The 26294-nt window shown below is 59.1% G+C and carries 37 protein-coding genes and 1 tRNA gene; 26 read left to right on the top strand and 12 right to left on the bottom strand.

Going from position 1 to position 26294, the window contains the following annotated elements; all coding sequences use genetic code 11:
* Window positions 1-41: 41 nt before the first annotated feature.
* Window positions 42-734, bottom strand: coding sequence for a crotonase/enoyl-CoA hydratase family protein (locus L8K08_RS09270; RefSeq protein WP_145159212.1), 693 nt, complete (start codon window positions 732-734; stop codon window positions 42-44).
* A 336-nt stretch (window positions 735-1070) separates the two neighbouring features.
* Between L8K08_RS09270 and L8K08_RS09265 the strand changes: the two genes are divergently transcribed.
* From L8K08_RS09265 to L8K08_RS09240, 6 genes are all read left to right on the top strand, one after another.
* Window positions 1071-1160 (top strand) — tRNA-Ser (locus L8K08_RS09265).
* A gap of 193 nt (window positions 1161-1353) precedes the next feature.
* Window positions 1354-1911 (top strand): helix-turn-helix transcriptional regulator, encoded by a 558-nt coding sequence (locus tag L8K08_RS09260; RefSeq protein ID WP_106576207.1) that lies wholly within the window; start codon window positions 1354-1356, stop codon window positions 1909-1911.
* Between the two features lie 116 nt (window positions 1912-2027).
* Window positions 2028-2603 carry an HD domain-containing protein gene (locus L8K08_RS09255; RefSeq protein ID WP_106576208.1) on the top strand — a complete coding sequence of 192 codons (576 nt, stop codon included), beginning with the start codon at window positions 2028-2030 and terminating at the stop codon, window positions 2601-2603.
* Between the two features lie 269 nt (window positions 2604-2872).
* A complete protein-coding gene (locus tag L8K08_RS09250; RefSeq protein ID WP_242196059.1) occupies window positions 2873-3127 on the top strand; it encodes a hypothetical protein in 255 nt (84 codons plus the stop codon).
* Between the two features lie 247 nt (window positions 3128-3374).
* Window positions 3375-3620, top strand: a complete 246-nt coding sequence (locus tag L8K08_RS09245) for a hypothetical protein (RefSeq protein ID WP_242196056.1) — start codon at window positions 3375-3377, stop codon at window positions 3618-3620.
* Window positions 3617-3868 (top strand): hypothetical protein, encoded by a 252-nt coding sequence (locus tag L8K08_RS09240; RefSeq protein WP_242196053.1) that lies wholly within the window; start codon window positions 3617-3619, stop codon window positions 3866-3868. Before L8K08_RS09245 ends, L8K08_RS09240 begins: the two co-directional genes overlap by 4 nt.
* Here L8K08_RS09240 and L8K08_RS09235 read toward each other — a convergent pair.
* The 8 genes from L8K08_RS09235 to L8K08_RS09200 form a co-directional block, all read right to left on the bottom strand.
* Complete coding sequence (locus tag L8K08_RS09235) at window positions 3852-5036, bottom strand: DUF3596 domain-containing protein (RefSeq protein WP_242196049.1); 1185 nt, start codon at window positions 5034-5036, stop codon at window positions 3852-3854. The two genes, L8K08_RS09240 and L8K08_RS09235, sit on opposite strands and share 17 nt — an antisense overlap.
* Window positions 5037-5305: 269 nt before the next feature.
* On the bottom strand, window positions 5306-5554 hold the full coding sequence (locus tag L8K08_RS09230; RefSeq protein ID WP_242196046.1) for a hypothetical protein: 249 nt from the start codon (window positions 5552-5554) through the stop codon (window positions 5306-5308).
* A 65-nt stretch (window positions 5555-5619) separates the two neighbouring features.
* Window positions 5620-5913: a hypothetical protein gene (locus L8K08_RS09225; RefSeq protein WP_242196042.1), complete on the bottom strand. Its 294-nt coding sequence runs from the start codon at window positions 5911-5913 to the stop codon at window positions 5620-5622.
* 15 nt (window positions 5914-5928) lie between these two features.
* Window positions 5929-8727, bottom strand: coding sequence for a toprim domain-containing protein (locus L8K08_RS09220; RefSeq protein ID WP_242196040.1), 2799 nt, complete (start codon window positions 8725-8727; stop codon window positions 5929-5931).
* A 4-nt stretch (window positions 8728-8731) separates the two neighbouring features.
* Complete coding sequence (locus L8K08_RS09215; protein ID WP_242196037.1) at window positions 8732-8965, bottom strand: hypothetical protein; 234 nt, start codon at window positions 8963-8965, stop codon at window positions 8732-8734.
* 73 nt (window positions 8966-9038) lie between these two features.
* On the bottom strand, window positions 9039-9275 hold the full coding sequence (locus L8K08_RS09210) for a hypothetical protein (protein WP_242196034.1): 237 nt from the start codon (window positions 9273-9275) through the stop codon (window positions 9039-9041).
* The gene (locus tag L8K08_RS09205) at window positions 9272-9751 is read right to left on the bottom strand and encodes a YmfL family putative regulatory protein (RefSeq protein ID WP_128588295.1); all 480 of its coding nucleotides are present in this window, start codon (window positions 9749-9751) and stop codon (window positions 9272-9274) included. The genes L8K08_RS09210 and L8K08_RS09205 overlap by 4 nt, the downstream gene beginning before the upstream one ends.
* Before the next feature lie 29 nt (window positions 9752-9780).
* On the bottom strand, window positions 9781-9993 hold the full coding sequence (locus L8K08_RS09200) for a hypothetical protein (RefSeq protein ID WP_099312182.1): 213 nt from the start codon (window positions 9991-9993) through the stop codon (window positions 9781-9783).
* 141 nt (window positions 9994-10134) lie between these two features.
* On the opposite strand from L8K08_RS09200, the gene L8K08_RS09195 reads away from it, so the two are divergent.
* Complete coding sequence (locus L8K08_RS09195; protein ID WP_242196404.1) at window positions 10135-10428, top strand: helix-turn-helix transcriptional regulator; 294 nt, start codon at window positions 10135-10137, stop codon at window positions 10426-10428.
* 75 nt (window positions 10429-10503) lie between these two features.
* A complete protein-coding gene (locus L8K08_RS09190) occupies window positions 10504-10689 on the top strand; it encodes a hypothetical protein (RefSeq protein ID WP_242196029.1) in 186 nt (61 codons plus the stop codon).
* Window positions 10690-10727: 38 nt separating this feature from the next.
* Here the strand turns inward: L8K08_RS09190 and L8K08_RS09185 are convergent, their stop codons facing one another.
* The 3 genes from L8K08_RS09185 to L8K08_RS09175 all read right to left on the bottom strand — a co-directional run bounded on the left by L8K08_RS09185 (window position 10728) and on the right by L8K08_RS09175 (window position 13892).
* Window positions 10728-10985, bottom strand: a complete 258-nt coding sequence (locus tag L8K08_RS09185) for an ogr/Delta-like zinc finger family protein (RefSeq protein ID WP_073638021.1) — start codon at window positions 10983-10985, stop codon at window positions 10728-10730.
* A 74-nt stretch (window positions 10986-11059) separates the two neighbouring features.
* The gene (locus L8K08_RS09180) at window positions 11060-11929 is read right to left on the bottom strand and encodes a phage portal protein (protein WP_242196401.1); all 870 of its coding nucleotides are present in this window, start codon (window positions 11927-11929) and stop codon (window positions 11060-11062) included.
* On the bottom strand, window positions 11841-13892 hold the full coding sequence (locus tag L8K08_RS09175) for a terminase family protein (RefSeq protein ID WP_242196026.1): 2052 nt from the start codon (window positions 13890-13892) through the stop codon (window positions 11841-11843). Before L8K08_RS09175 ends, L8K08_RS09180 begins: the two co-directional genes overlap by 89 nt.
* A gap of 161 nt (window positions 13893-14053) precedes the next feature.
* Between L8K08_RS09175 and L8K08_RS09170 the strand changes: the two genes are divergently transcribed.
* From L8K08_RS09170 to L8K08_RS09085, 18 genes are all read left to right on the top strand, one after another.
* Complete coding sequence (locus L8K08_RS09170) at window positions 14054-14974, top strand: GPO family capsid scaffolding protein (protein ID WP_106576227.1); 921 nt, start codon at window positions 14054-14056, stop codon at window positions 14972-14974.
* 1 nt (window position 14975) lies between these two features.
* Entirely contained in the window at window positions 14976-15995 is a 1020-nt protein-coding gene (locus L8K08_RS09165) for a phage major capsid protein, P2 family (RefSeq protein ID WP_242196023.1), read from the top strand.
* Window positions 15992-16717 (top strand): phage terminase small subunit, encoded by a 726-nt coding sequence (gene gpM / locus L8K08_RS09160; RefSeq protein WP_106576230.1) that lies wholly within the window; start codon window positions 15992-15994, stop codon window positions 16715-16717. Before L8K08_RS09165 ends, gpM begins: the two co-directional genes overlap by 4 nt.
* A gap of 98 nt (window positions 16718-16815) precedes the next feature.
* Window positions 16816-17277 carry a head completion/stabilization protein gene (locus tag L8K08_RS09155; RefSeq protein ID WP_106576231.1) on the top strand — a complete coding sequence of 154 codons (462 nt, stop codon included), beginning with the start codon at window positions 16816-16818 and terminating at the stop codon, window positions 17275-17277.
* Entirely contained in the window at window positions 17274-17723 is a 450-nt protein-coding gene (locus L8K08_RS09150; protein WP_106576232.1) for a phage tail protein, read from the top strand. Before L8K08_RS09155 ends, L8K08_RS09150 begins: the two co-directional genes overlap by 4 nt.
* Window positions 17713-18393 carry a phage virion morphogenesis protein gene (locus L8K08_RS09145; protein ID WP_106576234.1) on the top strand — a complete coding sequence of 227 codons (681 nt, stop codon included), beginning with the start codon at window positions 17713-17715 and terminating at the stop codon, window positions 18391-18393. Before L8K08_RS09150 ends, L8K08_RS09145 begins: the two co-directional genes overlap by 11 nt.
* 11 nt (window positions 18394-18404) lie before the next feature.
* Window positions 18405-19532 carry a DUF2586 domain-containing protein gene (locus L8K08_RS09140; protein WP_242196020.1) on the top strand — a complete coding sequence of 376 codons (1128 nt, stop codon included), beginning with the start codon at window positions 18405-18407 and terminating at the stop codon, window positions 19530-19532.
* Between the two features lie 5 nt (window positions 19533-19537).
* Window positions 19538-19987, top strand: coding sequence for a phage protein (locus tag L8K08_RS09135; protein WP_053253844.1), 450 nt, complete (start codon window positions 19538-19540; stop codon window positions 19985-19987).
* The gene (locus L8K08_RS09130) at window positions 19987-20205 is read left to right on the top strand and encodes a TraR/DksA family transcriptional regulator (RefSeq protein ID WP_106576236.1); all 219 of its coding nucleotides are present in this window, start codon (window positions 19987-19989) and stop codon (window positions 20203-20205) included. Before L8K08_RS09135 ends, L8K08_RS09130 begins: the two co-directional genes overlap by 1 nt.
* Complete coding sequence (locus tag L8K08_RS09125) at window positions 20202-20408, top strand: hypothetical protein (protein WP_063033543.1); 207 nt, start codon at window positions 20202-20204, stop codon at window positions 20406-20408. The genes L8K08_RS09130 and L8K08_RS09125 overlap by 4 nt, the downstream gene beginning before the upstream one ends.
* On the top strand, window positions 20405-20938 hold the full coding sequence (locus L8K08_RS09120; protein ID WP_242196018.1) for a lysozyme: 534 nt from the start codon (window positions 20405-20407) through the stop codon (window positions 20936-20938). The genes L8K08_RS09125 and L8K08_RS09120 overlap by 4 nt, the downstream gene beginning before the upstream one ends.
* Window positions 20938-21396 carry a lysis protein gene (locus tag L8K08_RS09115; protein WP_242196015.1) on the top strand — a complete coding sequence of 153 codons (459 nt, stop codon included), beginning with the start codon at window positions 20938-20940 and terminating at the stop codon, window positions 21394-21396. Before L8K08_RS09120 ends, L8K08_RS09115 begins: the two co-directional genes overlap by 1 nt.
* A gap of 32 nt (window positions 21397-21428) precedes the next feature.
* Window positions 21429-21716 (top strand): putative phage tail assembly chaperone, encoded by a 288-nt coding sequence (locus tag L8K08_RS09110; RefSeq protein ID WP_242196013.1) that lies wholly within the window; start codon window positions 21429-21431, stop codon window positions 21714-21716.
* Window positions 21717-21739: 23 nt separating this feature from the next.
* Window positions 21740-21880, top strand: a complete 141-nt coding sequence (locus L8K08_RS09105; RefSeq protein WP_019360422.1) for a hypothetical protein — start codon at window positions 21740-21742, stop codon at window positions 21878-21880.
* 6 nt (window positions 21881-21886) lie between these two features.
* Window positions 21887-24283: a phage tail tape measure protein gene (locus L8K08_RS09100; RefSeq protein ID WP_242196010.1), complete on the top strand. Its 2397-nt coding sequence runs from the start codon at window positions 21887-21889 to the stop codon at window positions 24281-24283.
* Window positions 24280-24597, top strand: a complete 318-nt coding sequence (locus L8K08_RS09095; protein WP_069553415.1) for a DUF2590 family protein — start codon at window positions 24280-24282, stop codon at window positions 24595-24597. Before L8K08_RS09100 ends, L8K08_RS09095 begins: the two co-directional genes overlap by 4 nt.
* Window positions 24594-25766: a baseplate J/gp47 family protein gene (locus tag L8K08_RS09090; RefSeq protein WP_242196007.1), complete on the top strand. Its 1173-nt coding sequence runs from the start codon at window positions 24594-24596 to the stop codon at window positions 25764-25766. The genes L8K08_RS09095 and L8K08_RS09090 overlap by 4 nt, the downstream gene beginning before the upstream one ends.
* Window positions 25763-26287, top strand: a complete 525-nt coding sequence (locus L8K08_RS09085) for a phage tail protein (RefSeq protein ID WP_242196004.1) — start codon at window positions 25763-25765, stop codon at window positions 26285-26287. The genes L8K08_RS09090 and L8K08_RS09085 overlap by 4 nt, the downstream gene beginning before the upstream one ends.
* Window positions 26288-26294: the final 7 nt, after the last annotated feature.

The raw sequence follows: 26294 nt of genomic DNA, 5'->3' as shown, positions 1-26294 counted from the left end.
CCCGACTCAAGGTCGGGCTTTGGCACAACATGGGTAAGGCATCAGATCAGGTTATGCCCTTGATCCTGGATGATGGCGTCATCCAAGGCTTCCAGCAGTGCCTTACGCACCTTCAATTTGGTGTGCTTATGGGCGTTCATGTTGATCTTCTTCAACTGGCGCGCCGCTTCCAGGGCCGCCGCGTGCAACTCTTCTGGCGCAACCACTTTATCCAGGAAGCCGGCTGCCAAGGCACCTTGCGGGTCAAACATTTCAGCATTGATGACCGAACGGTGAAACGCCGACTTGCGCAGACGATCCCGCGCCAACTCAATACCGGCGTGGTGCATGGTCATGCCGATCGCCACTTCATTCAGGCCAATGCTGAACGGGCCTTCCACACCAATGCGGTAATCGGCCGACAACAGCAGGAATGCACCTTTGGCCACCGCGTGCCCAGGGCACGCCACAATCACCGGAAACGGGTGCGACAGCAGGCGACGCGCCAACGTCGAGCCCGACGTCACCAGGCTGATGGCCTCTTTAGGCCCGGCTGTCATCACCTTCAAATCATAACCACCCGACAGAATCCCCGGCGTGCCGGTGATGATCACCACCGCGCGATCCTTCTCGGCCTGATCCAGTGCAGCATTAAACTCACTGACGACGGCCGGAGAAATGGCATTCACCTTGCCGTTGCTCAAGGTCAGGGTCGCGATACCGTCTTCGAGGTGGTAGGCAATCAACTCACTCATGACGCGGTTCCTTGTAGGATTTGTTATAGATAGGCTGTTTATAGAAGCGCATGCGCAGACGTTACCCACCACACCCGCCCCGGTAAAGCGCCGTGACTGACTACACAGTCAGACTTTTCCTGCATCCCCAAGGGTAGACGGCCCGGAGCAGGGCGCAGCAGCCCTACCAAACGCGTACCGCCGATGCCCGAGAATGGCAGATTCACCGTCCCTCGCTGGGTGGGTAACGGCATAACCGTCTAAGCGCATGAAAATTCTGAAAAAAACCTTTGCCATCAGAAAGGCTTTCGACTACATTAGCGCGCCTCGACAGACTGAACTGGTTTGACGAGATACGGTGAAGTGTCCGAGTGGCTTAAGGAGCACGCCTGGAAAGTGTGTATACAAGAAATTGTATCGAGAGTTCGAATCTCTCCTTCACCGCCACATTCTGAAAACGCAAGCCCCTGATTTTCCTAGAGAAAATCGGGGGTTTGTGGTTTTTAACATCTAAAAAATGGCCCCATGGGACCACCATGGGACTGGCGCACTATCCTGGTGCAGAAAAGAGGCCCGCGAGTTGAAGGGGTTTCCTTGCGTTGTTCAGCCTGGCCCACCCGCCATCCTCTCGGAATCTGACATGCCTGATATGTTGCTAAAGCCAGCCTTGCCTGGCGTTGCTCTCAGGCGATGGCGTCTGTTGCATAGAGTTAAACAATCCCATGCCGCGGAGTTGTTTAAAGTCACCCAGTCAACCATTTCTCGCTGGGAAAGTGGTGTACTGGCAATCGATCCCATCGCGCACGAAAAGCTTGAGCAATTGCTGGCTGCTCGCCTCGATGCAGCCGCTGATCAAGCCTTGGCTCGTCTGGTTAAGGAAAGCTCGCGGCCCGTTCATCTCATATGTGACCTAACGCATCGTTTGCTGGCGTGCTCTCCCGCGCGTGCCGCGCAGTTCGCCAGCCCGATTAGCGACTTGCTTGGTCATTCGCTATGGAGATTCGCGACGCCAGAGATCATTGGCAAGGAATACGCGCTGAATAAATCGGGATGGCGGGAAGCGTTCGCGCCGCCCGCGCTGGAGTTTGGAACTGGTAACAATGACTCTTCCCTTATTCCGATCAGGGAAAGTATGTGTCGCTGGACACGTATCCCCCTCTCGGACGGAACTGCAGCACGTTTGGTAGAGACGCTCTGACGCCCACACCTGCGTCGGCGCGCATATTTTATGCGTGGACGCCGACCATTTTGAGTTCTAGTCTGGCTTAAATATGGTGATTAGCATGCTGTTCACCGACTGAGCCAGAGGGGTTTATGGACATCGAAAAAATCAAAGGGCGTCTCGAGTTCTTACGCGAGGCGGAAAAGCTTAAAGATGTACTTAGAAGCGCGCACACCTCTTCCGGGCGCGCTGAAAGCACGGCAGAGCATAGCTGGCGTCTTTGCCTCATGGCGATTGTCTTTGGGGACTATCTGACCAGCCTCGATAGGCTGAAAATGCTCAAGATGTGTGTCATCCATGACTTGGGAGAGGCTATCAACGGCGACATTTCCGCCGTCAATAAAGATTCGTTTCCCAACAAGAGCGAGCAAGAGAGAACCGATCTCCTTCAGTTGACCAGCGCTTTGGATGAATCGTTGAAAGCGGAGATATTGGCACTTTGGGATGACTACGAAAATGCTCTATCACCTGAGGCGGTAGCCGTTAAGGCGCTAGATAAGTTGGAAACAATGCTTCAGCACAACCAGGGCAAGAATCCACCGGACTTCGATTACGAATTTAATCTTGCCTATGGCAAAAAATACACAGATGCCGCCCCTCTGTTTGAGGCGCTTCGCAATATCATCGACCAAGACACCAAAGAAAATATTCTGGCTAATCCTAAATGAACCAGCTCACAACACTGCTAGCGCAACCTATTTTTTCGCGGCTGCAGGCGAGCGCCCCAGGCAGGTGGTCATCGAAGTTCAAATAACGCCGCTTATGTCAAAAAGGCCCCCACACTTACGCCAGGTGTGGGGGCCTTTTTTTGTGCACTCGGAAACCAGCACCCCCTAGACTGGTACACCAGCCCCCCCTAGACTGGTTTTACGCACTGACTCTCACTCACTCGGACAAAAGCGATCACCATGCACACACTCACCCGCGGCGCACAGTCATGAGCGAACCATACGACGAAGCGCCCATAGCTGTACGTGGCCCTATTAACGTGGTCCTGGATGACTGGCGCAGTCGCTGGGTCATGATGGGGCAGTCACTTTACTGCGTAGACTGTCATGCCGGACAAGATGCGCTGTATGCAGCCCAGGCCTTTGTACACAAGCAAAGCTGCACCTTAATCGTGCCCACATTCCAATACCCATGGTATGAACTGCGCGGCGCACTGGGGCACCTGCCGAAGGTTAAACTGTGATCCTTGATCATTTCCTAGCCTCACAGCTTCCTGCGTCTAGCGCTGTCGGCGACTTTGCCCTGGGCCTGTGGAATGACCACTGGCTCATGAGTCATGAGGCTGTGCGTTGCCGCTCCTGTTTGGCCGCTCAAAAGCCGAGTAACGCCAATGAACCGCTTCACCACTGCCCGGGCTGCGACATTAGCGAGGAGCATTACCCGTTACGTGACCTAGCTAAAATCCTGGCCAATCTGTCGGCGGTGCCGGCATGAGCGTCAGTCAACAGCTGGACGCCATCAGCCTGCCGCCGGGACTGCGCACCAAAATGCAAAACCATTTCTCGCGCCTGGCCCATGCGGAGGATCTACACGCCCTGGAGCTGGCCCAGGCGCGCGCCCAAGGTTTTGTCGAAGGGGTAGAGACAGCGCGCGCGCTGACCCCGGCCACCATCGAGGCGCTGTATATCGCCGTTGAAGACGCGGCCGCCGCGCGGCACCGGGAGCTGAGGCCATGATCGGGGAGGCCATCCAGTCGGACACGCTAAAAGCCCTGATCAGTCAGCACGCGATCCGTGAAGCGGTAGTAGGCCGCGTGGCCGGCGACGATGCTAAGTGGACGCTCTCTATCCGTCTCGGCGGCCCCACCGCGCGCCTGGTGCCGGTGCGCTCCCGGCGGGAGCCCTTGCGCACCTGGGCCAGCCTTACTGCGGTGGGTCGTTTCGCCGAGTCGTTGGGCATTACGGCGTTCAGTGTAGAACTGTGACCGGCGAGAGCTTTAGTGCCAGCTGTAGCATGCCAACCACGTCCGGCCCATCCTCGTTGATCCATGTTCCATAGTGCTGGCGAATCATGTTGCCGTTGGTGTGCCCCATCTGTTCGGCGATCCAGTCAATTGAGGCAATGCCCGTCGTCAGCAGCTGGCTGGCGTAAGTGTGCCGGCACTGCCCTGGACCGCGATAGCGGACCCCGGCGGCGAACAAATGAGCTTTGAAAAAACGATCACGCACGACAAAATCGTTGGCGTGTGGCAAACCGCTTTTGGTGTTTAAGAACACAAAATGCAACGTGTGCCGGCGTGCGGTTTTATTGTCCCGCTCGACGATTTCAACGGTTTCGGCTTTTCTTTTGCGTGTCAGTGCCTCGACTTTGCGCAGCGCATCCCAGGCCGGCGCCAGTAAACGAACCTTGCGCATCGAGCGCCGAGTTTTCGTGACGCGATAAGCGCCGCGCACCTTCGATCGACGGAAGGTCACCGTGCCGTGTTCCAGGTCGACGTCTTCCCACGCCAGGGCGATGGTCTCGGATACCCGGGGCCCGGCCCAAATCATGAACTGCACCATCAGCAACTCAAGCGTGCGGGTGGTCGGTGTTTCCAGGATCTGTTTGATTTCCGCCCGGGTGAACGGGTCCGGTGCTTCGGGATCGGGCAAGCGCACCATTAAGCCTTCGGTGGGATCGTGCGCGACTTTCATCCTCGTGCGGTACAGCCGGAACACCTGACGCACGTTGCTGATGATGTCGCGGATGGTCTTGTTTTTGAGGGTTTTGGACAGCGTGCCCTGGATCCACTCTTGCAGGTCCAGATGATCGATCGCATTGATCTGCACTTTGCCCCAACGAGGCCGCACATGCACTTCGGCCTTGTTGGCGTAACCCCTGTAACTCGATGCAGCCACGCTGTTGGCTTTGATCCGCAACCATATGTCCAGGTAATGCCCGAAGGTGTTCTCCACCAGCCTGGCTGATTTGGGGAAGTGGCGCGCGTAGTCAAAGGTGCCGGCTTGGATTTCGTATTCGATGATGGCGAGCAAGCGTTTAGCCTGGGCGACGTTCACCGGCGTGTTTCCTCCTGGTAGCGATTCGCGGCATTTACCGCCGTCGTATTGAAAATAGATTCTCACGGAATTACCGCGAGCTTCGACCCCACTCATGTAAACCCCTAACGCTGTACTCATATAGCGACAGTCTGACGATCGGAAACAAAAAGGCCCGTTTCCGGGCCAAGTATCTAGAAGCGCATCTTCTGGTGGACGCGGCTTATGGCTTGGGCGTGTGGTTGCGCAGATGGGCATTCAGCCGTTGACGTTGCCGGCTACATTGCTCGTGGTTGCCCTGGGCCCGCCACCGGCCGCACAGGTCGCAAACGCTGGTGTAATCGATGTTCCAGGGAAAGCGTCGTGCCCGAGTAGCATGGGTTTGCTTAGGCATGGCGCGCCGTCCCCCGGGTAGCGGTGTTGGCGAGCAACTGCGCGACGACAGCCGCATCCGTTTCGCTCAGTTCGCCCAGAGTGCTGGCCATCTGGCTGAGGCTCTCGAGGCGGGTGCGTGATTCAGGGGTTTTGTGCACCAGGTAGCCAATGACGGCCGCGCCGATAATCGCGGTGGCCACCAGGTGCCGAGCTGGTGTGGTAGCCTTCGCGGCGCTGCTGCTTCGGTTCTGTGCTTGCATGGTATAGCCCTCTGTTGCGGTCGGGTGTCGAGGAGCTGCAACTCCTCGGCACTGTTTTTTAAAGGTCAGTCCTTGCGGGCCAGGTGGATCACCAGGCCATCAAACTTTGGTTCATGCTCACTGCATGATTGCCATTCCAGCACCCTCAAAATCTGTTGGCGGCTGCAGTCGTCCACCAGAATTTCGCGTTGGCCACCGGCTGCGCGAACTTCCAAAATCTCCAGCAAGCCATCCTCGCCATAGGCCTCGGCCTGGATGATCGGCGCGCTTTCTCCCGTGAAGTGCAGGCGGTCCTGAACTGACTGCAGCTTGCTGGTTTTGCCATCTCCGGCACTGCCCATAAACACTTGGATTTGCATAGGTCTTGCTCTCCTTTACGCCTTGAATGTCCAGCACTTAACTGTCGTCGGCCGGGGTTGTGAACACGGGTTGCGGGTGTTGAAGGCAGCACGAACAGCGCTGTGCACCGCTTTGTTGCTGTCCAGAAACTTGCGTGAACGGGATTCCTTGAGCAGATCGCGCAACGTGGCCACGTCGGCCAACTTCTGTTTGTGTTCGGCGGCGCGCTCACAGAATTCGTTGAGGTTGATAGCGATCACGGTTGGGTCGCTGCTGTGGTCGACCACCGGGTCTTCGCTCAAGGATTCGAGGTAGTCGTAGACTTCCCAAAACTCGGCCACGGCCGAATGGTCGGAACTGATGGAGGCCTGGCGCTCAATGGCCATCCGCACGATCTGGCGCTGCGTGGCAGCGACCTGGGGGTCACTCAGTTTCAGCACCAGGCGCAGGCAATCCAGCAGCGAGAGCAGTTGCGCGTGGTTTTTGCTGATTCGCTCGACACGGATGTACCCGCGCAAGTCATAACCGCAACTGCTGCAGTTGCCCTGATCGCTGGCGTAAGCCGTACCGCACGCAAAACATTGGGTATGCAGGCGACGCAGCTTCGCTTCGTGTTCGGGCATACGCTGGGCGAACAGCTCAAGCACCGAGGACTCTTTGCCTACAGCCCGTAATAGAAAGTGGCTGAGGGTGCCGCCGTCCAAAGCGTTTAACTGATCAGCTGCAGCGCGACTTTCCGGTGTGACTATAGGGCGTACAAAGTGCAGTTTTACGATGCGCGTCATGATCGCTTCGTGGGCAACCACGGCCGCGTTTTGACTGATCGCTATCGTTCCTCGGAATGGCGGTTCATACGTTTCGTTGCCCGCTGTCTTGACGCCTTTGGTGGCCAAGGTGCCGCCGCCGTAGAAGTCTTTTAGCTCATCCCATTCGAAGGTTTTAGCGTGTGCCCGATCATCGCTGTGACGATCGGCTTCCAGGAACACAACCGGCATGCCAGAGACTTGGCCCATCAGGCGCGAGCGTCCGGCCTTGGTCGATTTCATGGGGTCGAAGCCCTCATAGCCTTCGCGGCCGAGTAACTTCCAGAGCAGGTTCAGCAGAGTGGTTTTACCGGCGCCGGCCTCACCGGTGGCCTCTAGGAACGGGAAGGACTGGTAACGAGCGCGGATCTGCTCGCAGAACAGCGAGCCGAAGAAGAACACCAGCGCGACGAAGCCCTGGGCGCCGAAACAGGTCCACAGTAACTGCACCCACTTTTCATCAAAGCCCTTTGCTTCGCGCTGCAGCTTGATGGGTACGCCTTTCTGCAGCGTTTTTAGGCGCAGCTTGCCGAACTCAAAATAGTCTTCGCTGTTGACCTTGTAGGTGGTGCCGTCCTTGATCGCGATATCGCCGTAGACGTAACAGGCGTATTCCTTGCTGTAGCCCACGTAGTCGATGGTCGACACAGTTTTGATGCCGAACAGTTGATCCTTCATGAGCTTATCGAGCTGCTGGCCACTGCCGGTAAACATCGCACCTGCCGCCATGCCGAGCAGCCGCTTTTTGAATTCGCTCGCGGCAGACAGCTGGCCACTGGTGAAGGTGTTTTTCACGCTTTCGGAGTCGTGCGGGAAGTCCACGCGCAGGTAGTACCAGGATTCGTCTGTTACCTCGTTACGCTGGAAGTACAGGGCTTGTGGGTAGCAGTTGGCAATCTCCACAACACTGCCGGACTGCTGCAGGGCTTTTTCGCGTTGTTGCGCCTGGTTGAGCAGTTGGTCGTCGTGGTTCTCGCTGTCCTCGATGTCGGACATGGCCCGGTTGAATTTCTCCATGTCCAACTTGAACCAGTACAGACGGCTGGCGAAGCCCAGGTGAAATTCCCCGCGCTTGTTCCAGTCGTACATGAGCAAGGCTTTTTCCGCCGCGCTCTCAGCCAGCAGTAGGGCGCCCTGATGGCGGGCTTGCTTGAGGTCAGTAGTGATCTGTTCGGCGCGCTTGGTGTCGTCCTGGATGAAGCTCCAGCGCTGATGGAGATCGTTCCAGTCTGACTTGCGGCCGTCGCGTTGCGGGATCTGCGCAGACTCACAGACGAAGCCCAGGGCACGGGCTTCGCGCACCCAACGTCGTGTGTAAGCGTTGGCGCTAGGCTCGTTATCAAGCGCCCAAACCAGCTTGGGCAACTTCCCGCCATCGCGGGTCTTAATCAGTGCCTTGAGTGAGTCACCAGGGAACGCATTGGACGACATGGCCGATACGGCCGCGATGTCGTTGTGCACCAGGGCGATGGCGTCGAAGATGCCTTCAACAATCCAGATTTCCTTGGCTTCAAGAAGGTCGACGCAGGGCGGGCACCACCATACGCCGCGATAGCTATCCTTGGATTTGAAGCGGGCTTTCATCTTGCCGAAGCGGTGTGGCTGATCGATCAGGCGTTCCCACCAACCGCCTTTTTCCAAGGCGAAGCGCACCGTTGCGCTGCCGGCGTTGTGTTCAGCGGAGTAGAACGTTTCCTGGGTAAACCAGCCCTGGATCAGCTCAAACCGAAAGCCCCGGGCGAACTCCAGATAGGCGCGTGCCGTTGCGTTGGGATGCTGGTCTGTCGCCGGCGCTCGCTTGCTCCAGTCTTCGAACAGATCGTCGTACAGCTCTTTCACGTGCAGGGTGTGGCCACACTTTTCGGGGCGACCACAAATCACCATCCATGGCGTATCAAAGCGGGAATACAGCTCTTTCTTTTTGCACTTTGGGCAGGTGCCGCCGCGCATGTAGTCGGTGCCCGTGCGGTGCTTGAGCCCGAAGTCGGCCTGAAGGCGTTGCAGCACGTCGTGACGAAGATCTTCTTTCATGGGGTTACTTCACTGCTTTGAGGCTGTGGGACAGGGCTGCCATGAGGCGTTTTTGCGCAGCCATGACCGGGATGTGGGCGAGAATTGCGCCATGGCGCAGACCGGCCGCAACAAGGCGGAATTGCTCGGCGTACCAGTGTTCGTTGAGGCTCAAGCGATACTGTTCACGCAGGTTGGCCAGCAACGCTTCGGCCTCGGCTGGGGGCAGTTGTGTGGTGACAATTACGGCGTTTGTCATCGTTAAACCTCAATTTCGGGCGCAGCTCACCCAAACCCACGGGACGTGGGCCGGCGATTGGTAGGGTTAGGTGTTACGAGTTCGCGGAGCGTTGGCGGTGTGCCAGGTCCAACAACTCAATGTGGGCAAGGTCGGTCAGTTTGGTTGCTACCGGTTCGGCCACATCGAGGTTCTCAACCAGATGAAAGATTGCCCGTTTGCGTAGCGCCGATAGGTCGCCCAGGTGTTCGGCTTGATGGCGCTCAAGAAACGCCAGTGCAGCGTTCTGCATGCACTGCTTGTAGTCCAGGGTATTGGTTTGAGTGTTCATTGGCCTTTACCTGACTTGGCGCGGTAGAGATCGATGGCGGCATGAATTTCGGCAGTACGGGCAGCTATGTGCAAGACGTGCGCGTTCAGGATCAATTCGGCCTCGTCTTCGGTGATTACGCCGTCCTCGATCGCCTGAGCGATAACCTGATCGACCGTGCCCTGTTTGGCCGACGTCTGTACGGCCCGCGCATACATCTCAACGTTGTCCAGGTTCTCCGGTTGGATGACCGGCACGAACATGCCGCCGTACATCGCTGCAACGTAGTTGGCCAGGTGCTGGGTTCCTGTGACCTGCTCCAGTTGAAAGATTTGCAGGTCCGTCAGCGGGCGGCAGTTGTTGTTCTCGTAAGCGTGGTTATCGAACTTCTTAAGTGGTAGGCCGATGCGAGCGGCGGCGCGTTCGCGGCCACCTTCGAAGGTGCAGATAATTGCACTGACGACTTCACGGCGTGTTTTCAGAACCTGACTTTTCATCTTCTGCTGTTCCCTCAGAGGCTTGGCCATTACTGTTCGATCACGCCGTCTTTGATTCCGAGTAATACGGCTGCGCGATGAGCCTCCCCGCGACGGCATTGGCTTTGCCCGCTCAGTACCGCATAGACGGTGCTGGGGTTGAGTTGATGTTGGGCTGCGAAGTCTTTGGCTGACTGGCCCCGTTTTTCTAATGCTTCCCGTGCTTGATGACGGGCTTGCTCGGTAACGCTGGTGTTCGGCATAGTGCAGATCCGTGCAATTTCATGTGGTGTGAGATGCACAATGATGCACTTAGGTGCACTTGTAAATAGTAAGGATGAAAAAAAGTGCATCTTTCTGAAGATATCGGTTTTCGGCTGCAAGAAGAACGGAAGCGAAGCGGCATGACACAGAACCAAGTCGCGGAAGCACTTGGGATTGCAAAGCGCACACAGGCGAACTACGAGGCGGGATCTAGCGATGCTACGGCGTCCTACCTGAGTAAGGTGGCGGTCCAGTTCGAATTCGATGTGCCCTACATCCTCACTGGACGGCGTAGCACCCTGGCCGTTGATTCGCTGAATGAGATTGAGGACAGAATTGTTCAGCAATACCGCAGTATCCCTGCGGATGATCAAAGAGCGATTCGGCGGTTTATTCAGGCCATGGCTGACGATGCTGCCAAAGGAATGAGCTAACCCCTTTGCTCGCGTCTTACTAGCGGCTTGCCCCCATATCATTGCTACAGCAATGGATTTTATGGAGTGGTAAGCATGTTGGATCGCACAAACGCGGATGTTGTTTACGTTGAAATTGCGGCATCTGCGCGGTATGAGCTTTCGCACATTGAGCGACGTCTGATTGGGTTGTATCGTCAGTTGAGCCCTCGCGACAAAGAGCAGTTGAGCAGACTGACCGAAGCGCTGATAAGCAACCCGGATCATTCCGACGAAGACTGAATCCAGCGCCGCCGGCACTCGATTGTCGGCGGCGCGCGTCATGCGACGGCCTGCGATCCGAGCTTTTCAAACAGCTCCCGCTGTTGGGCCCTGGGCATATCTCTCAGCCGATCCATCAACAGCCTGTCGAACGTCTGAGCGGAGGGGCTAAGCGTATGAGAAAACGTGAGATTCGCAACCCAGGTGTGCCCACACTTCGCATCGAGGCACTGGCAGTAAAGTTTCGCAAAATCGGCTGAAAGTACCTCGCGTGATGCAATTCGCCCTTTGTGTCCGCATTTGCAAGTAACTCTCATATCCCCTCCCCAGGGTGCAGCTTATTGCCACTATGTTCGCACGTAGTGCAGTATATTTCTCTATCTTTGAGGTGTCAGGTAGAGGTTTCCCCTCCGTTATCGATCTTTTTCCAGTTGATGCGCCTGTCCCGTCGAAGTACCTCATTGAGCTGGCTGAACAGCTGACAGATCGGCCTAATCTCGTTGCTGGTGTAAACGCGATCGATCTTTTCGATATCCCCAAACCCGCCGTTGTTTTCCGGGATGATCCCGGCCAAAGCTGGGTTCATCCGCCAGGCGGCGATCACGTCGTTGCGGGTGATGTTCTTGACCTTCTCAAGCTCGTCCTTGGCTTGGAAGTCCCCCACGGGAATGATCTGAATCGCGTTTTCCTTGCCGTTGGGGATGTTGACGAACATCGAGCGGAAGTTGCCCACGCCCTTACTAGCGCTGATCTGGGCGCGCAGGTTTTCTTCGTCTTCCTCGGTCAGGTCCGGGTCGTTGGTGTAGAAAATGTATCCCGCGTGCGCGCCGTTGCTGTAATAACGCCTTCGGAATAGGGTCGCGGCTTCGTTGAGCAACAGCGCCTGCATGCCGCCCAGGTAGTCAGGCACACCGTAGATGTTCTGTTCCACGTCGTAGTCCAGGACGTGTTCTATTTCGTCCTGGTCGAAGTCCATGTATTTGCTGTCTGGCAGCAACATCCTGAACCCACCGTCGACCTTCACCCGCATGTTGATCGCCGGCAGGTGCTGCATTTCCAGCACTTCGCCAAAGGCGTTGGTATCGCGATAGAAATAGGCCTCGCCAAACACCATGTAATCCAGGCTCGCACGGCCCATGGTCTGCGTGCTGCACCCCTCGGACGGAATGAACTCACGCAGCAGCAGGTTGCGTTTGAATTTTGGAATGGCACCGTGGTGTGCGTTGGCGCGTAGCAACTTGGCCAGGCCCGCCCGGGACACCGGCGGCTTGTAGATTTCGCCGTCGTCGCTGAGAAACACCCCGAGGTACTCGCCGATGTTGCCGGACAGCACCTGTTCGGGTTCCCCGAACGTGAACGCCCGCATGGGCTGTGGCTGTCGCGCCGGTCGGTTGGTTTGGGGCTTTTTGTGTCGTTGCTTGGGCATTGTTTCCGCTCGTGACGTAGCGGCTACGGCGCCGCTTGTTGGTGTTGAGGGGTTCGTTGAACAGGGCGTGCATGATCGACCAGGCGATGTCGGCGTGGCCGGTGGCGTCAGTGCGCGAAGCGCTGTAGGTGACCTGGCCGCTGGTTGTGGTGCCGCGCTTGATGGTCAGGAACGCTTGGGCGATATCGGTCCAGCCGGCGTCCCATTCGATGCGGCTCCCCTGGATCGTGTCTTGGGCCTTGAGTACCAAGGTGTTTTTGGTTTCTAGGCTGTAATGGATCGCGGTCGCACGCGGATAGAAGTCGCGCACCAGGTCAAACACGCCGTAGCCTATACCGGTCGTGTCGATACCGATGTGCTGCACGTTGAAGCGCTCGGTAAGTTTCTTGACTTGGTCGGCCTGGTACTTGAACGACTGCCCACGCCAACTGTGCTTTTCCAGGATGCGGAATTTTGCCCCGGGTTCCAGTGGCGGAGCGACCACCACGCACGTGGCGTCGTCGCGGGTGCGGCTCGGATCGTAGCCAAGCCATACCGGGCTGTTGCCGAACGGCCGATCCAGATCCGGGTTGAAGTCTTCCCACAACGATAGGTCGGAGTAGCACCGCTCCAGGTCTTTGAGGCCGAACGCGCTCTGGCTGCTGTCGATGAACTTGCAGTAGAACAGCTGCTGGAATTTGTCTTCGTCGTACTCCAGCTGCAGCTGCTCGACGTCGAACAGATCGCAGCCGCCGGCGATGGCGTCGTCCAGTGTGATGGTCTTGCGCCATTGACCGTCGGGGCACAATGCGCCCTGGGTGTATGACGCCTCGGTGGGCCAGGTGCCGCCGGCCTTCTTGCCGCGCTCGCTGTTGCGGAATTCCTCGCCCGACCAGAACGGGTACGCTTGGTGCGAGACCGCGCTGGGCGTCGAAAAGTAGGTTTTTCGCCACTTCTTGTGGGTGCCCATGGCACTGGCCACGGTGCTGAGTTTGTCGAAGTCACGTATCCAAAAATACTCATCGACGTAGACGTGGCCATGGTAGCCCTGGGCGGTGCTGCTGTTGGTCGACAGGAAACGCAGCTCGGCGCCGTTACTGAGCGTGATGGGGTTGCCGGTCAGCTCGATGTCAAACCACTGTTTGGCAAACTGGATGATGTAACTGCGAAAAATCTCAGACTGCGAACGGCTGGCCGACAGGAACACCTGGTTGTCGCCGTTCAGCACGGCGTCCATGAATGCTTCGCCGGCGAAGTAGTACGTCAGGCCCACCTGGCGGCTTTTCAGGATGTTGCGGATTCGGCATGTCAGCGGATTTTGCTTTGCGGCAAACAGCTCCTGCTGATAGCGGTACATCTTGCTGATGAACTTATCCAGGAAGTCGACTTCGGTCAGCCCGCTAATGTCGTTCTTTGCCTTCTTTTCGCGTTTCTTCCCTCCGCTATCCCCACGGCCCGAACGTTCGCCACGCGCGCCCTGGCGGCGTTCCTGCGGTTCGCCTGCAGCTTCACCGGCCGGTGCCGGCAACGGTTTGACTGCTTGCTTCAACAGGCGCTCGCGAACGGTGGTCAGTCTGTCCAGCTCGTTCAGTTCGTCCTTGGTCAGGCTGCTGGCTTTGTCCAGGAGCAGGGTGATTCGCCGACCGACGGCGGTTAGCGGTTCCTCGTCCGACAGCATGTCTTCCCACCCGCCCTGGCGTATCCAGTAGTAGACGATTCGGATGTTGGGCAGGTTGAGCTGCGCCTGAATTTCCTTCGCCTTACAGCGGCGCAGAAATAGACGTTTGGCGGCTTCTTTAACTTCGGTCGAGTAGTACATGGGCCGCAGTCTATGCGGCGAAAACGCTGGAAACGCGGGGTTAAATTCCGCGTTTCTCCTATATGCCGAATCTAGGAGAAACGCGCATTTGAACCGTTTGTTTGAGGCTTGGCGGCTCCCTATCGTGGCGGTTCATTCAGTGATTGAGCGCAGTCAAACCCATGCCCCGTTCCCTTGTTTCGTTCTGGAAGCGTGTCGCCACCAGCGGAGCCACCGTTGATGGGCGCGTGATCCTTCCCCAGGAACTGCGCGACATCGCTGAAACCTACAAGCCGTCTTTTTACACGGCTGTGATCTGGTGCGATCACGAACGCTTGCCAGGCTCCCACGGCACCGTTTACGCGGTGCGTCTGGTGGAAGACGCCGAAGACCTGGAGCCAGGCGAAGTGGCATTGGAAGCGCAATTGAAGCCCAACGACCGGTTGCTGTATCTGAATGACCAAGGCCAGAAACTGTTCACCAGCATTGAGATCACCCCCGATTTCCGTGGCAAAGGTAAAGCCTATCTGACCGGCTTGGGCGTTACCGACCAGCCGGCAAGTGTCGGCACCCAGGAACTCTACTTTTCGCACAAGAACAACCGCGCTTCCTATTACGCCGCCTCGGTCGAACTCGGCCGCCTTCAGGACGACAGCCTACCCACCGCCGAAACCGGACTGATCAATGCCCTGACCGGCTTTTTCAAGCGTTTCGCCGCCGACGTGCTGCCCACCGAAACCACTCCACCCCAAACAGAGAGCAAACCCCCAATGGATGAAGCTACAGCAACGGCTTTGACGGCCCTGGTGGCCCAATTGCTGGTTGTCGCTGCCGGCCTGCAGGCCGTCATTGAACCAGCCGCCGAAGATGCGCCCGCGCCAGATTCGGACCTGATCGACGACGTGAGCGCAGCAGTGGACGAGATTGTGGCCACTGCCGAGGACGAACGCGAATTCCGCCGCAAGAACAAGGGCAATCAGGCTGTACTTGCCAAGCTGGATGCGCTGCAGAAGCAGTTCAGTGCTTTGCAGAACAACCCCATCGGTCGCCAGTTGCCGCGCAATCCCGGCCCGGTAACCAACGTCAAAAAGCGGGTGCTCTAACATGGCCTACTCCCTGAGCGCTTTCGGCGCCCAAATGTTCGCAGAACTGCAGGTAGCCATTGCGGAAAGCTACGGCGTTGACCTTGCCACCAAGATGTTCAGCGTCGATCCGACGATTGCCCAGGAACTGAACGACGCTATTACGGCCAAGTCGGACTTCCTGGGACGAATCAACGTCATTCCGGTGACCGAGATCAAGGGGCAGAAAGTCTTCATCGGTGTGTCGGGGCCAGTCACCGGTCGCACAGACACCACGTCCAAGGACCGCGAAGCCAAAGACGCATCGGCGTTGGATCAGTCCACTTATGAGCTGTCTTCCACTGAGTCCGATGTGGGCCTGCCGTACGCCAAAATCGACGCCTGGGCCAAGTTTCCGGACTTCCACCAGCGCTATTCCGCTGCCGTGCAAAAGCAGATCGCGCTGGATCGCATCATGGTCGGCTTCCATGGCACGCACGCTGCCAAACAGACCGACATCAAGCAGTATCCAATGCTCCAGGACGTCAACAAAGGTTGGCTGCAGCAGGCCCGTGAGCAGATCCCGGCCCAGGTACTCAAGGAAGGTAAGGCTGCGGGCAAAGTCACCCTCGGCGCCGGTGGCGACTATGCCAACCTCGATGCCCTGGTGCATGACACCAAGCAACTGGTTGACGAGCGCCTGCGCGATGCCGGCGACCTGATCGCAATCATCGGCACGGATCTGCTGGCCGCAGACAAAGCCAAGCTGTATTCGAAACAGGGCGATACCCCGACCGAAAAAGAGCGCATCGAAGAAGCCCAGGTGATCGCCACCTATGGCGGCTTGCCGAGCTTTAGCGTGCCGTTCTTCCCGGTCAACGGCGTGGTCGTCACCAGTTGGGACAACCTGTCTATCTATTTCCAGGATTCCAGCTGGCGTAAACAGACCATCGACAACCCCAAGCGATCCCGCGTCGAGGACTACAACAGCCGCAACGAAGGTTATGTGATCGAGCAGCTGGAAAAGTTCGCCATGACCGAGAACGTGGAGCTGGTCGCGTGAGTCTGGCCCTCGCGCACAAGCGCCGAACCATCGCCCTGGGAGGCGCCGCCGTTGTGGCGGCTGCCGCTTCCGCAGCGCTTCCTTACTCGCCGGCGGAAGCCCTGAGCAGCCCTGCCAATGCCCGCAAGCACCTGCTGCTGCAGGAAGCGGCGTTGGACCAGGACCTGGCGCGCCTGAGTGATCTCAATAACCTGGCCAGTAAACAGTCGCTCAAGCGCGACGAGCTGCTGCCCAAGTACCAGGAATACGTCCAGCGCTACTGCGAGTCCGGCCTGAATTTCCCGAATCGTGTTGCGGTGCAGGTCATGGTCTGGCTGTTCGATACCGCGCAGTTCGAAGACGCCCTGGAGCTTGCTGACTTCCTGATGGAACAGGGCCAGCAGATGCCGGAGCGCTTCAAGCGCCGCGACATCCCGACCTTTGTTGCCGATGCCGTGTGCGAATGGGCCTACGCCGAATACACCGCCAAGCGCAGCCCGGAACCTTACCTGTCCGACCTACTGCCGCGAGTTGATGGTGAGTGGAACCTGACCGAGCAGATCCCGAGTAAGTACCACAAGTTGATCGGCATGCGCGCCATGGAGGCCGAGCAGTGGGAGACCGCGCTCAAGCACCTGGAGCGTTCGACGGAGTTGTACGCCCAGGCCGGCAACAACACGCGCATCAAACAGATCCGCAGAACCTTGGAAAAACAAACGGCCGCTAACCCGGCCACCGAATAACCGACTACCCCCCCCAGCGGGGATCTGTGGAAGTGAGCCGCCCATTTATGGACCGTCCCACTGAAAACAGACTCCCCGCCCTATTTGAGCGGCCAGCAATGAGTTTTTCCGGGAAACCCACCACCTTTGTGGAACTGACGATCGAGAACGACGGCTTTTGGCCAGACCTCTCTGTGTCCGAATTCCAAAAGGAACAACGCCTGCCGGCGGAGTACCTGGTAGAGCTGCTGGCCGACGCCTTGAACACAGCCATGGTCGAGGTCAATACGGACCTGGCCAGGTGCAAAGCACGTTGGAAGGCCAACGGCATGACGCGTGTCGAGTCCGCAGATTCCACGCTGCTGCCAGAACGTACCTTCCAAGTGAAGCTGTACAAGCGCGCCGTGTACTGCCGCGCTAAGGGCAGTTTGCTGCCACAGTTTGCAACCGTCACCCGCCGCGAGAGCGCCGAAAACACCGGCAAGGAAGCGCCTGAGCGTGCCGAAACCTTCCTGGCGTTCAGCCAGCAAGCCGTGCGTGCCCTGCAGGGCCGTGGCCGCATCACGGCGGCGTTGCTGTGATCCAGCTGCAGGCGCTGACCGCCTATCTGATGGCCCGCAACCTGGTGGAGCCTGAGCAGTTCGACAGTTGGACCGAGCAGGTCAGCCTTGAGCTGATCTGGAAACCCGACCGCGACGGCCTGCACATGGCTGACATGCGCTATCGCGCTGTGTTCTCCCTGGAACGCTTCGCCGGCAATCCGGCCAGGCTGATGGCCCTGGTGGGTAGTTGGCTGGAAACCCACGATCCTGACCGGAACCGCCACGAACTGCCGGCGCCCCTGTTTGCCGTTGAACCCCTCGACCAGGACACCTTCGACGTGGACTTGTCCCTGGAGTTCGTCGAGCCGCAATACCTCGCCCAAGACCCTGCCGGCGAGATCGAGGCGTTCGGCAAGACTTGGGCATTCGTGCCGTTCGATCTGTGGGTTGCCGAGCATGGCGAGGTGGGCAGCAATGGCCGCTAACCCGCTCGACCTCGATATCAGGGGCTTGCTCGACGTCGACGCCCAGTTGGCATTGCTTGAACTGTCGCCACAGTTGCGCCGGCGACTGTTGAACCGGGTAACCACACGCGTGCGGACGATGAGCCGTAAGCGGGTGCGTGAGCAGAAGAACACCGACGGCTCCCCGTTCGCTGAACGCAAGGGCAGCGCCAAAGGCAAAAAAAAGATGGAAGCCGGCCTGGCCAAGCTGCTGCAGGTGACCCGCGTCAGTTCGGACGAAGCCGAACTGGGCTGGAAAAACGCCTTGACCCGTTGGGTCGCCGCCCAGCAGCACAACGGCGTCAGCGAGCGACGTACCGCTGCGCAGATGCGCCGCTGGAACAAAGTCCCACCAGGCATTGCATGCACCGACAAACAGGCCAAGCGCCTGCGCCGGTTGGGCTTTCGTGTCCGGCACAAAGGCAAAAGAGCGCTGGCCAGGCCGTCGGTGGCTTGGATTCAGGAGCATGTGAATTACGCCAAGGCCGGCCTTTTGATCCGCATTTTGAACGATGAACGAACCGAGAAAACGGGCGCGCAAAGCTGGGACATCACCCTGCCAAAACGCCAGTTCCTGGGCGTGGAAACCAGCGGCGAAACCCGCGAGCTGGTTAACCAGGTCTTTGAACAAATCCTTAATTCACCCCGCTAACGAGGCACAGCATGGCACTTGGCAAAGTCAGCGTTAACAATCTCAATCTGGGCCAAGGCGCCGTGACTGAGATCGAACGCTATTTTCTGTTTATCGGGCCTGGTCCGAAAACCGCTCCCAAAAATATCGGCAAACTGGTGCCGCTCAATACCGAAAGCGACCTCGATGCCGCCCTGGGTATTGCTGCCAGCGACCTGAAAACCCAGATCACTGCCGCTCGATTGAACGGCGGCGATCGCTGGGCCTGTCTGGCGGCGCCGATCGTGGCCGATACCGACTGGCGCGCCTCTTTGGAGACCTGCCAGCAACAGGGCTATTCGGTTGAGGCTGTCGTTATCACCCAGCCTGTGACCAAGGGCGACGACCTGGCGGCCATGCACGACGCGGCTGTGCTGGTTAATAACGTCTACGGCCGCCGCTTGTTCGTGATGGCCGCAACTGCCAGCCCGACAGTGCTGCAGTCCTGGGCGGAATATGTGGCCGAGCAAAAGGCAATTACCGCCAACGTGGCCGCGCCGCGCGTGATGGTGGTGCCGCAGTTGCACGGCAATGACCTAGGCGTGTTGGCCGGTCGTTTGGCCAACGCTGCCGTGAGTATTGCCGACAGCCCAATGCGTGTGGCCACCGGTGCCGTAACCGGTCTGGGCAGTGTGCCGGTCGATAAAGAGGGCGTGCCGCTGCCGTCTGCAATCCGCGCCGAGTTGGACAAGTCTCGCTTTTCTGTTTCCCAGACCTACCCGGACTACCCGGGTGTGTATTGGGGCGACGGCAACATGCTGGACACCCCAGGCAGCGACTACCAGGTAATCGAATATCTGCGCCTGACGGACAAGGCGGCGCGCCAGGTGCGGCCGCTGCTGATCCGCCGTGTGGCTGATCGTCGCTTGAACAACACCCCCAACAGCATGGCCGTGAACGTCAACGCACTGATGGCGCCACTGCGCCAGATGGCCAAGTCGGTCAAGTTCGCCGGCCAGGTGTTTCCGGGAGAGATCGAGACGCCGAAAGACGGCGACATCGTGCTGACCTGGAAGAGCAAAACCGCCGTCGAGGCGTACATCAAGCTCAAGCCCCACAACTGCCCGAAAGACCTCACGGCGAACATCGCCCTGGATCTTTCCAACGACGATTCGGAGTAACCCCCATGTCACGTATTGGCGGCAAGAACTTTGACGTGAACCTGGGCGATCTGCAGGTACACGTCGAAAGCTGCACCCTGGATATCACCGACAACAGCAAGACCGCGCAAACCCGGGGCGTGCCTGATGGCTACGTCGACGGCGACGTGGCGGCGGCAGGTGAAGTTGAGCTGGACTCGACCAACTTTAACCTGGTGGTCGAAGCGGCGCGCACTGCCGGCAGCTTCCGCAAGCTGGATGCGTTCGACGTGGTGTTTTTCGCCAAGGCTGGCGACGACGAGCTGCGCATTGAGGCGTTCGGCTGCAAGTTGAAGATTTCCAGCCTGCTGAGCATTGATCCGAAGGGCGGCGAGAAGACCAAGCACAAGGTGCCGTTTGAGGTCACCAGTCCGGACTTTATCCGTATCAACGGCGTGCCTTACCTGGATTCCACCGAGATCGAGGGCATTAGCTGATGGTATGCCCGTTCGATCGCGCTCAAGCCCTGGAACAACGTCAGCGGGACCAGGCTATCAACGCCCAGTTGGCCCAGGCCCGGCGTGAGTCAACGGGCCCAAGCCTTACTCACTGCCAGGACTGTGATAACGAGATTCCGGCAGCGCGCCAGGCGCTCGGCGGCAAGACCCGCTGTGTCCCGTGCCAGTCTTTTTTCGAAAAAGGAGTGCAGCGATGAGCACTAATCAGGCGGCCCAGGACACCGCCATCGCACTGGCGAAGGCTTCACCTGCGATCGGTGTAGCCGCCACTGGGGCGACAGGGGCCGTCGACTGGTCGGCTGTCGCCTACATGCTGACTGCCGTTTACATGGTGCTGCAGATCCTGCTGTTGGTTCCCAAGTATCGCCAGATGCTGCGTGACTGGAAGGTGAAGCCATGAGCCTGCGCGGCAAGATCGCCGCCGGCGCTATCACGCTCTGCAGCTCTGCGCTGGTCGTTTTCCTGGGCACCTGGGAAGGCAACGCCCAGAACACCGTTTATGCGGACAAGCTGTCCCGTGGCCTACCCACCGTGTGCAAGGGCATCACCCGCCATACAAGCCCCTACCCGGTGGTAGTAGGCGACTACTGGTCGGATGCGCGCTGCAGCGAGGTGGAGCAGTTGGTGATCAGTAAGGGCCAACTGCAGCTGGCCGACTGCATCACCAACCAGGACGTGGGCCAGAACACATTCGATGCCCTGAGTAGCCATGGCCACAACTTCGGCACCGCCAGCACGTGCGCGAGCCGCGCCGTGGGATTGATCAATGCCGGCCGTATCAAAGAGGGCTGCCAGGCGCTGGCCTGGGCGCCTGACGGCAAAACACCGGTGTGGGCCTTCATCACCACCGCCGATGGCAAGAAGGAATTAGTCCCAGGTTTGCATAAACGCCGATTGGCCGAGGCCGAGCTTTGTAAGGCGGGCCTGTGATGCGCGAAGGCACTTTCATCCTGGTGCTGTGCCTGGTGACCTGGTTCGGCTTTGACCTGCTGCAGGACCAGCGCGACAACGCACGGATCGAGCGTGACGCGGCGCTGTTTGAAGTGAACGGCCTGCGAGAGGCCGCCCGGATCAGCGGCGAAATGCTGGCTGAGCGTGACGCTATCGACCTTCAACGTACCCAGGAACTGAACCATGAACGGGCTGAAAACGATGCTCTGCGTCTCGATGTTGCCACTGGCCGTAAGCGGTTGCGGCTCAACGCCACCTGCAGCGCCCCAGTGCCCGCCAGTGCCAGCGCCGGCGGCGTGGCTCATGCAGCCACCGCCGAACTCACAGCAGACGCTCGATCGGATTATTTCACCCTCAGAGATCAACTCGCCCTCAGCCGGCAAATGATCTTGGGCTTGCAAGACCACGCGCTGCGGGTTTGCCCGCAGCAACCATAACTGACACCCAACCTCTGTACGGAGCAACACCCATGACCGATACACGCGATATCACTCTGGAAGTAGGCGACAAGGAATTCACCTTCGCCCTGACCCCCCAGGACGTGACGAAGTACTTCAACGCCGTGACCCAGGCCAACAAGGTCTCGCCGGCGAATAACCTGCTGGTGACCACCGTTAAGCAGGAAGAACGCGCCACCCTCAAGCCTCTGTTGGGCAATCCGGTGCTGGTCATGCAGCTGGCCGGCGCGCTCCTCGAGGAGTACGGCCCGGACGTTGAAATCACCGTAAAAAAGCTCTCGACCACGCCGAACGACTGACCGAGAACGGCCTGGGCCAACTGGTGGCCCTGGCCGGTCGCTGGCTACCTGGTGCCGAACCCACCGCCGAGGTGATGGGAACGGCCAAGTGGCTGGAGGACGAGCATTGGCGCCGTATGGAAATCGCCATTGCCAATGGCATTGCCTACGCACTCAACGGATAAACACTGATGGCTGACAAAAGCGCCCGCCTGGCCTTCATATTGAGCCTGACCGATAAGGTCACGGCGCCAATGGGCAAGGTCAAAACCGGTTTTTCCGACCTGGCCGAACAGAGCGAAAAGCACATCAAAACCATGGGTTTTGGTCTGGCGGGCATCACGGGCGCCTATGTCGGTATCACCCAATCCATGGAACCCGCTTTGGAGATGAACCGCGCCCTTGGCGAGGTCCGATCGCTGAACGTGGCCGAAGACGCCTTGAACTCGCTGAACCGTAAGTCACTGGAGTTTTCGGTGGCCTACGGCGAGAACGCCAAGGATTTTGTCGCCTCGGCGTATCACATCGAGGGCGCCATCAAAGGGTTGGTCAGCAGTCAGCTGGCCACCTTCACCAATGCCAGCAACGTGTTGGCCAAGGCCACCAAGTCCGACGCCGACACCATGGGCACCTACGTCGGCACCATGTACAACCTGTTCAAAGGCCAGGCCGACGCCATGGGCAAAGGCCAATGGGTTGAAACCCTGGCGGGCCAGACGGCCACGGCCGTGCAGCTGTTTCGCACCAGTGGCGAGCAGATTGGGGAGGCGTTCAAGGCTGCAGGTGGCTTGGCCAGCACCGCCGGTGTAAGCCTGGCCGAGCAGATGGCAGTGTTGGGCACGCTGGGCAGCACCATGGACGGAGGGGAGGCCGGCGGCCTCTACAAATCGTTCTTTGAAAACGTCAGCGCTGCCTCTGAAAAACTCGGCATGAAGTTCGTGGATCAGCAGGGCAAATTGCTGCCGATGATAAACATCCTGGACAAGCTCAAAGGCAAGTTTGGGGATCTATCGATTGAGGCCAACGGCGCGAAGCTGCGCGATGCTTTCGGTGGCGAAGCGGCGCGGTTGATCAGCAGCCTGATGGGCGACACCGACCGCCTGAAAAACGGCATGGAGCGACTGGGCAATGTGCGCGGGCTGGAGAATGCCGAGCGGATGGCCAAGAACATGGTGGACCCGTGGCAGCAGTTCAGCTCCGCTGTCGAGGCGTTGCGCATCGCCTTTGGCCAGGCGTTGATCCCAATCTTGACCCCGCTGATGGAGCGCCTGGTGGGGATTGCCAGCACGCTGACCCGCTGGACTCAGTTGTTCCCCAACATCACGCGCTTGATTGGGATCGTAACCCTGTCGTTCCTGGCGATTACCGCCGCCATGTCGTTGCTTACACTGACCGTGGGGCTTTCGAAAATGGCGTGGCTGGGGGCCGTTGTGGTGTGGAATGCCCTCACCTGGTCGGGTTATCGCAGCATCGCCATGTTCCTTTACCACACCGTCATGGTGGTGGGGTTTGTGGCCGGCCTGGTGCTGATGGTCGCTTGGATGGGCCTGGTCAAAGGCGCGATGCTGCTGTGGCAGGGCGCGATCTGGCTGGTCAACACCGCGTTGCTGGCCAACCCGGTGGCCTGGATAGTGATCGGCATTGTGGCCCTGGTCGCGGCCGTGGCGGCGGCGATTATCTATTGGGACGACTGGACCAGCGCGCTACTCAACAGCGAGGCGTTCCAGTGGGTTAGCGGGCAACTTGCTGCATTGTCGGAATGGTTCGACTCGATGGGCGGTTGGTCGAACATGGCCAGCGCTGCGTGGGACGCCATCGTCAACATTTTCAAAAGCGCCATCAGTGGCTTGATTGAGATGTTGAACAAGATCCCTGGCGTGAACATTGAAGCGGCGTTCGGGGACATGCCGGCGGCACCGGAGCTTCCAACCATCAGCGCCCCGCAGGTCGAAGCGCCGTTACTGCCTCAACTGGTAAGCGCGCCCCAGCAGCCGATCCAGGCACCGCCCCTGGTGCTGGCTCCCATGCCTAAAGCACCGGCGCCGGTGATGCCGACGCTGGAAGCGTTGCAGCCCCCAGCGAAGGCGCCGGCACTGGTATTGGCCCCGGCCCCGATGGCAGTAGCACCGGCAATCGCTACACCTGCAGTGTTGCAGCCGCCGGCACAGCTTCCGGCCCAGGTCCTGGCACCGGTGCCGAAAGCGCTGGCACCGGTGGCACAGCCCCAAACGCCCAAGGAATTGCCGCGCACGTTGCCCAAGCTGGTGGCAGTGCCACCGGTGCAAACCCCGGCGCCGATCGGGCCGCAGTTGACCATCCCGCAGCCGCTGCAGACGCCGCCCCTGGTCACCGCTCCCGCTCCCACGGAGAAGGCCGAGCAAAGCCAGCAGCGCATCAACGGCTCGGTATCAAGCTTGTCTCCGAAACGGCCTGACGCCGTGCCCCGGGGCGGCTTCCTGGCCAGCATCCAGAACAACAATCAAACCCAGAACAAGGGCACTCATGTGGAGAACGTCAACATTCACACCGCCAAGCAAATGACCCCGCTGGAACTGGAAGGCATGTTGGCCATGGCGGTGGGCGGATGAGCGAGTACATCGACCTGTTGATCATGGACAACGACCTGGTGCTGGACCCGTCGCGTCAGCCGCTGCTGATCGAGGACCGGGCCAGCATCGCCCAGGACATCGCGCACATGATCCGCGAGAGCGGTTTGCTGGTCACGCTGGTGGCTGAGCGTAGCCGTCTGCGTCAGCGCGACTGCATCCAACAACTGGAACTGCTGGTAGAGGCCGACGCGCGACTGGTGCCGGGCACGGCGTTGATTAAACAAGTGGAGTCTGGCCGCTATCTGGTCACGGCGAAAACGCTGAAATTTGGCGATATCGAGGTGACGCTGTGAGCGACGTAGATTTTAAACAGGCGCTGGCAGACAGCGGCATTCCAGTGACTGAGGACGGCTTGCGCAAGGCCTGGGAAAGCGAAGTTGCCGCGCAGGGTAGCAAGCTGAGCAACACCAGCGCCTACTCGCCGTTCTGGCGACTGATCACCGCGCTGGTGACCAAGCCGGTGCTGTGGCTGATCAACTTTGTCAGCGGCACGGTTCTGCCCAATTTCTTCGTTAAAACCGCCGTGGGTATGTGGTTGGACATGCTGGCCTGGGCGGTCAACGTCGAGCGCAAAGGAGCGACCAAGGCCCAAGGCACGCTGTTGTTTACCACGGACGTCGCCGGCGGCGTGCTGGAGTTGCCCGCCGGCATCCTGGTGCAATCCGCCGCTATCAACGGCCACATTTATCAGCTGATCACCACCCAGGCGGCGACCTTTGCGGATGGCGTGCTGCAGCTGGAAGTCCCGGTGGAAGCGCAGGAAGTGGGCAGCGGCTACAACTTGGCCCCGGGCTACTACGCAATCCTCCCCGTGCCCATTGCCGGCATCGCCCAGGTGGTGAACGCGGACGGTTGGCTGATTGCACCAGGTGCAGACCCTGAGCCGGACGATCAGCTGCGTTTGCGCACACGCAACCAGTTCTCGGCGGTCAACCAGTGGCACACCGACTCGGTGTACCGCGCCATGATTTCCGCCTTCCCAGGTGTGCGGCCGGACGGGGTGTATTTCCTGCATGGCGCGCCACGGGGCCCCGGCAGCGCAAATGCCTACGTGTTGTTTGATGCAGACGTACCGGCGTCGACGTACCTGGAGCAAATCAACTCGCATATACGTGACCAGGGCAACCATGGCCACGGTGATGACATGCTGGTAATGGTCATGCCTGAGACACAACACGCGCTCAGCCTCACCTGGTGGCCCCGGCCGTTACTGACCATCGAGCAACGCGAAAAACTGCAGGCGGAAATTGGGCAGTTCATCCGCGCGGCCTTTCGGGAGAGCGGCACCGGCGACTATCAGCCGACGCTGACCTACCCCCAATCGCGGTTCTCGTTCAGCCGCCTGGGCGAAGAGCTTCACCAGCAATTCGCCGGCATTGAGTCGCTGCATTTTGACAATGCCGACATCGTGTCAGAGCTGACCATTCCCCGGATCAAAACCCTGCAGGTGGTGCAGGCATGATCAAGCTCAGTTTGCCTTTCTGGCTGGACGGCCCGCAGTTGGCCAAGTTGAAAGCGGCCGCGCAGTCCTGGTGGGAAAAGGTCGAAGGCTGGCTGCAATGGCCGCTGCTGCAGATGGACGCGGACACCTGTCACATCACGGTGCTGGATCTGTTGGCCTGGCAGCGCGATATCAGCCGCTTCAAAGACGAACCAGAAAGCCTCTACCGGCTGCGGGTGAAGTTCGCCTTCATAAACGCGGTCGACGCCGGCAGTACGGCCGGGCTCAAACGCATCCTGCAGCGATTGGGCGTTGGCTATGTCGAGATCAACGAACGGTTGCCCGATCGGGACTGGGACGTGGTGCTGCTGCGCCTTTCCGATTCCCAACTGTCGCAAAACCCGGAGCTGATGCGCGTGCTGATTCAACAGTACGGCCGCACCTGCCGGCGCTATGACTTTGTGACCATCACCCCCGTATCACTGCGCATCGTCGCGGTGGACTTCAACGACGACCAGCAAACGCTGGTCGCCAGCCTGTAGGAGCCCC

It is taken from the genome of Pseudomonas sp. TREG-RG-20F-10-E-6-01 (assembly GCF_022662455.1).
Classification (GTDB): Bacteria; Pseudomonadota; Gammaproteobacteria; order Pseudomonadales; family Pseudomonadaceae; genus Aquipseudomonas.
Note: the sequence above shows the minus strand (reverse complement) of the source record. Positions and strands in the feature narration are given on the sequence as shown.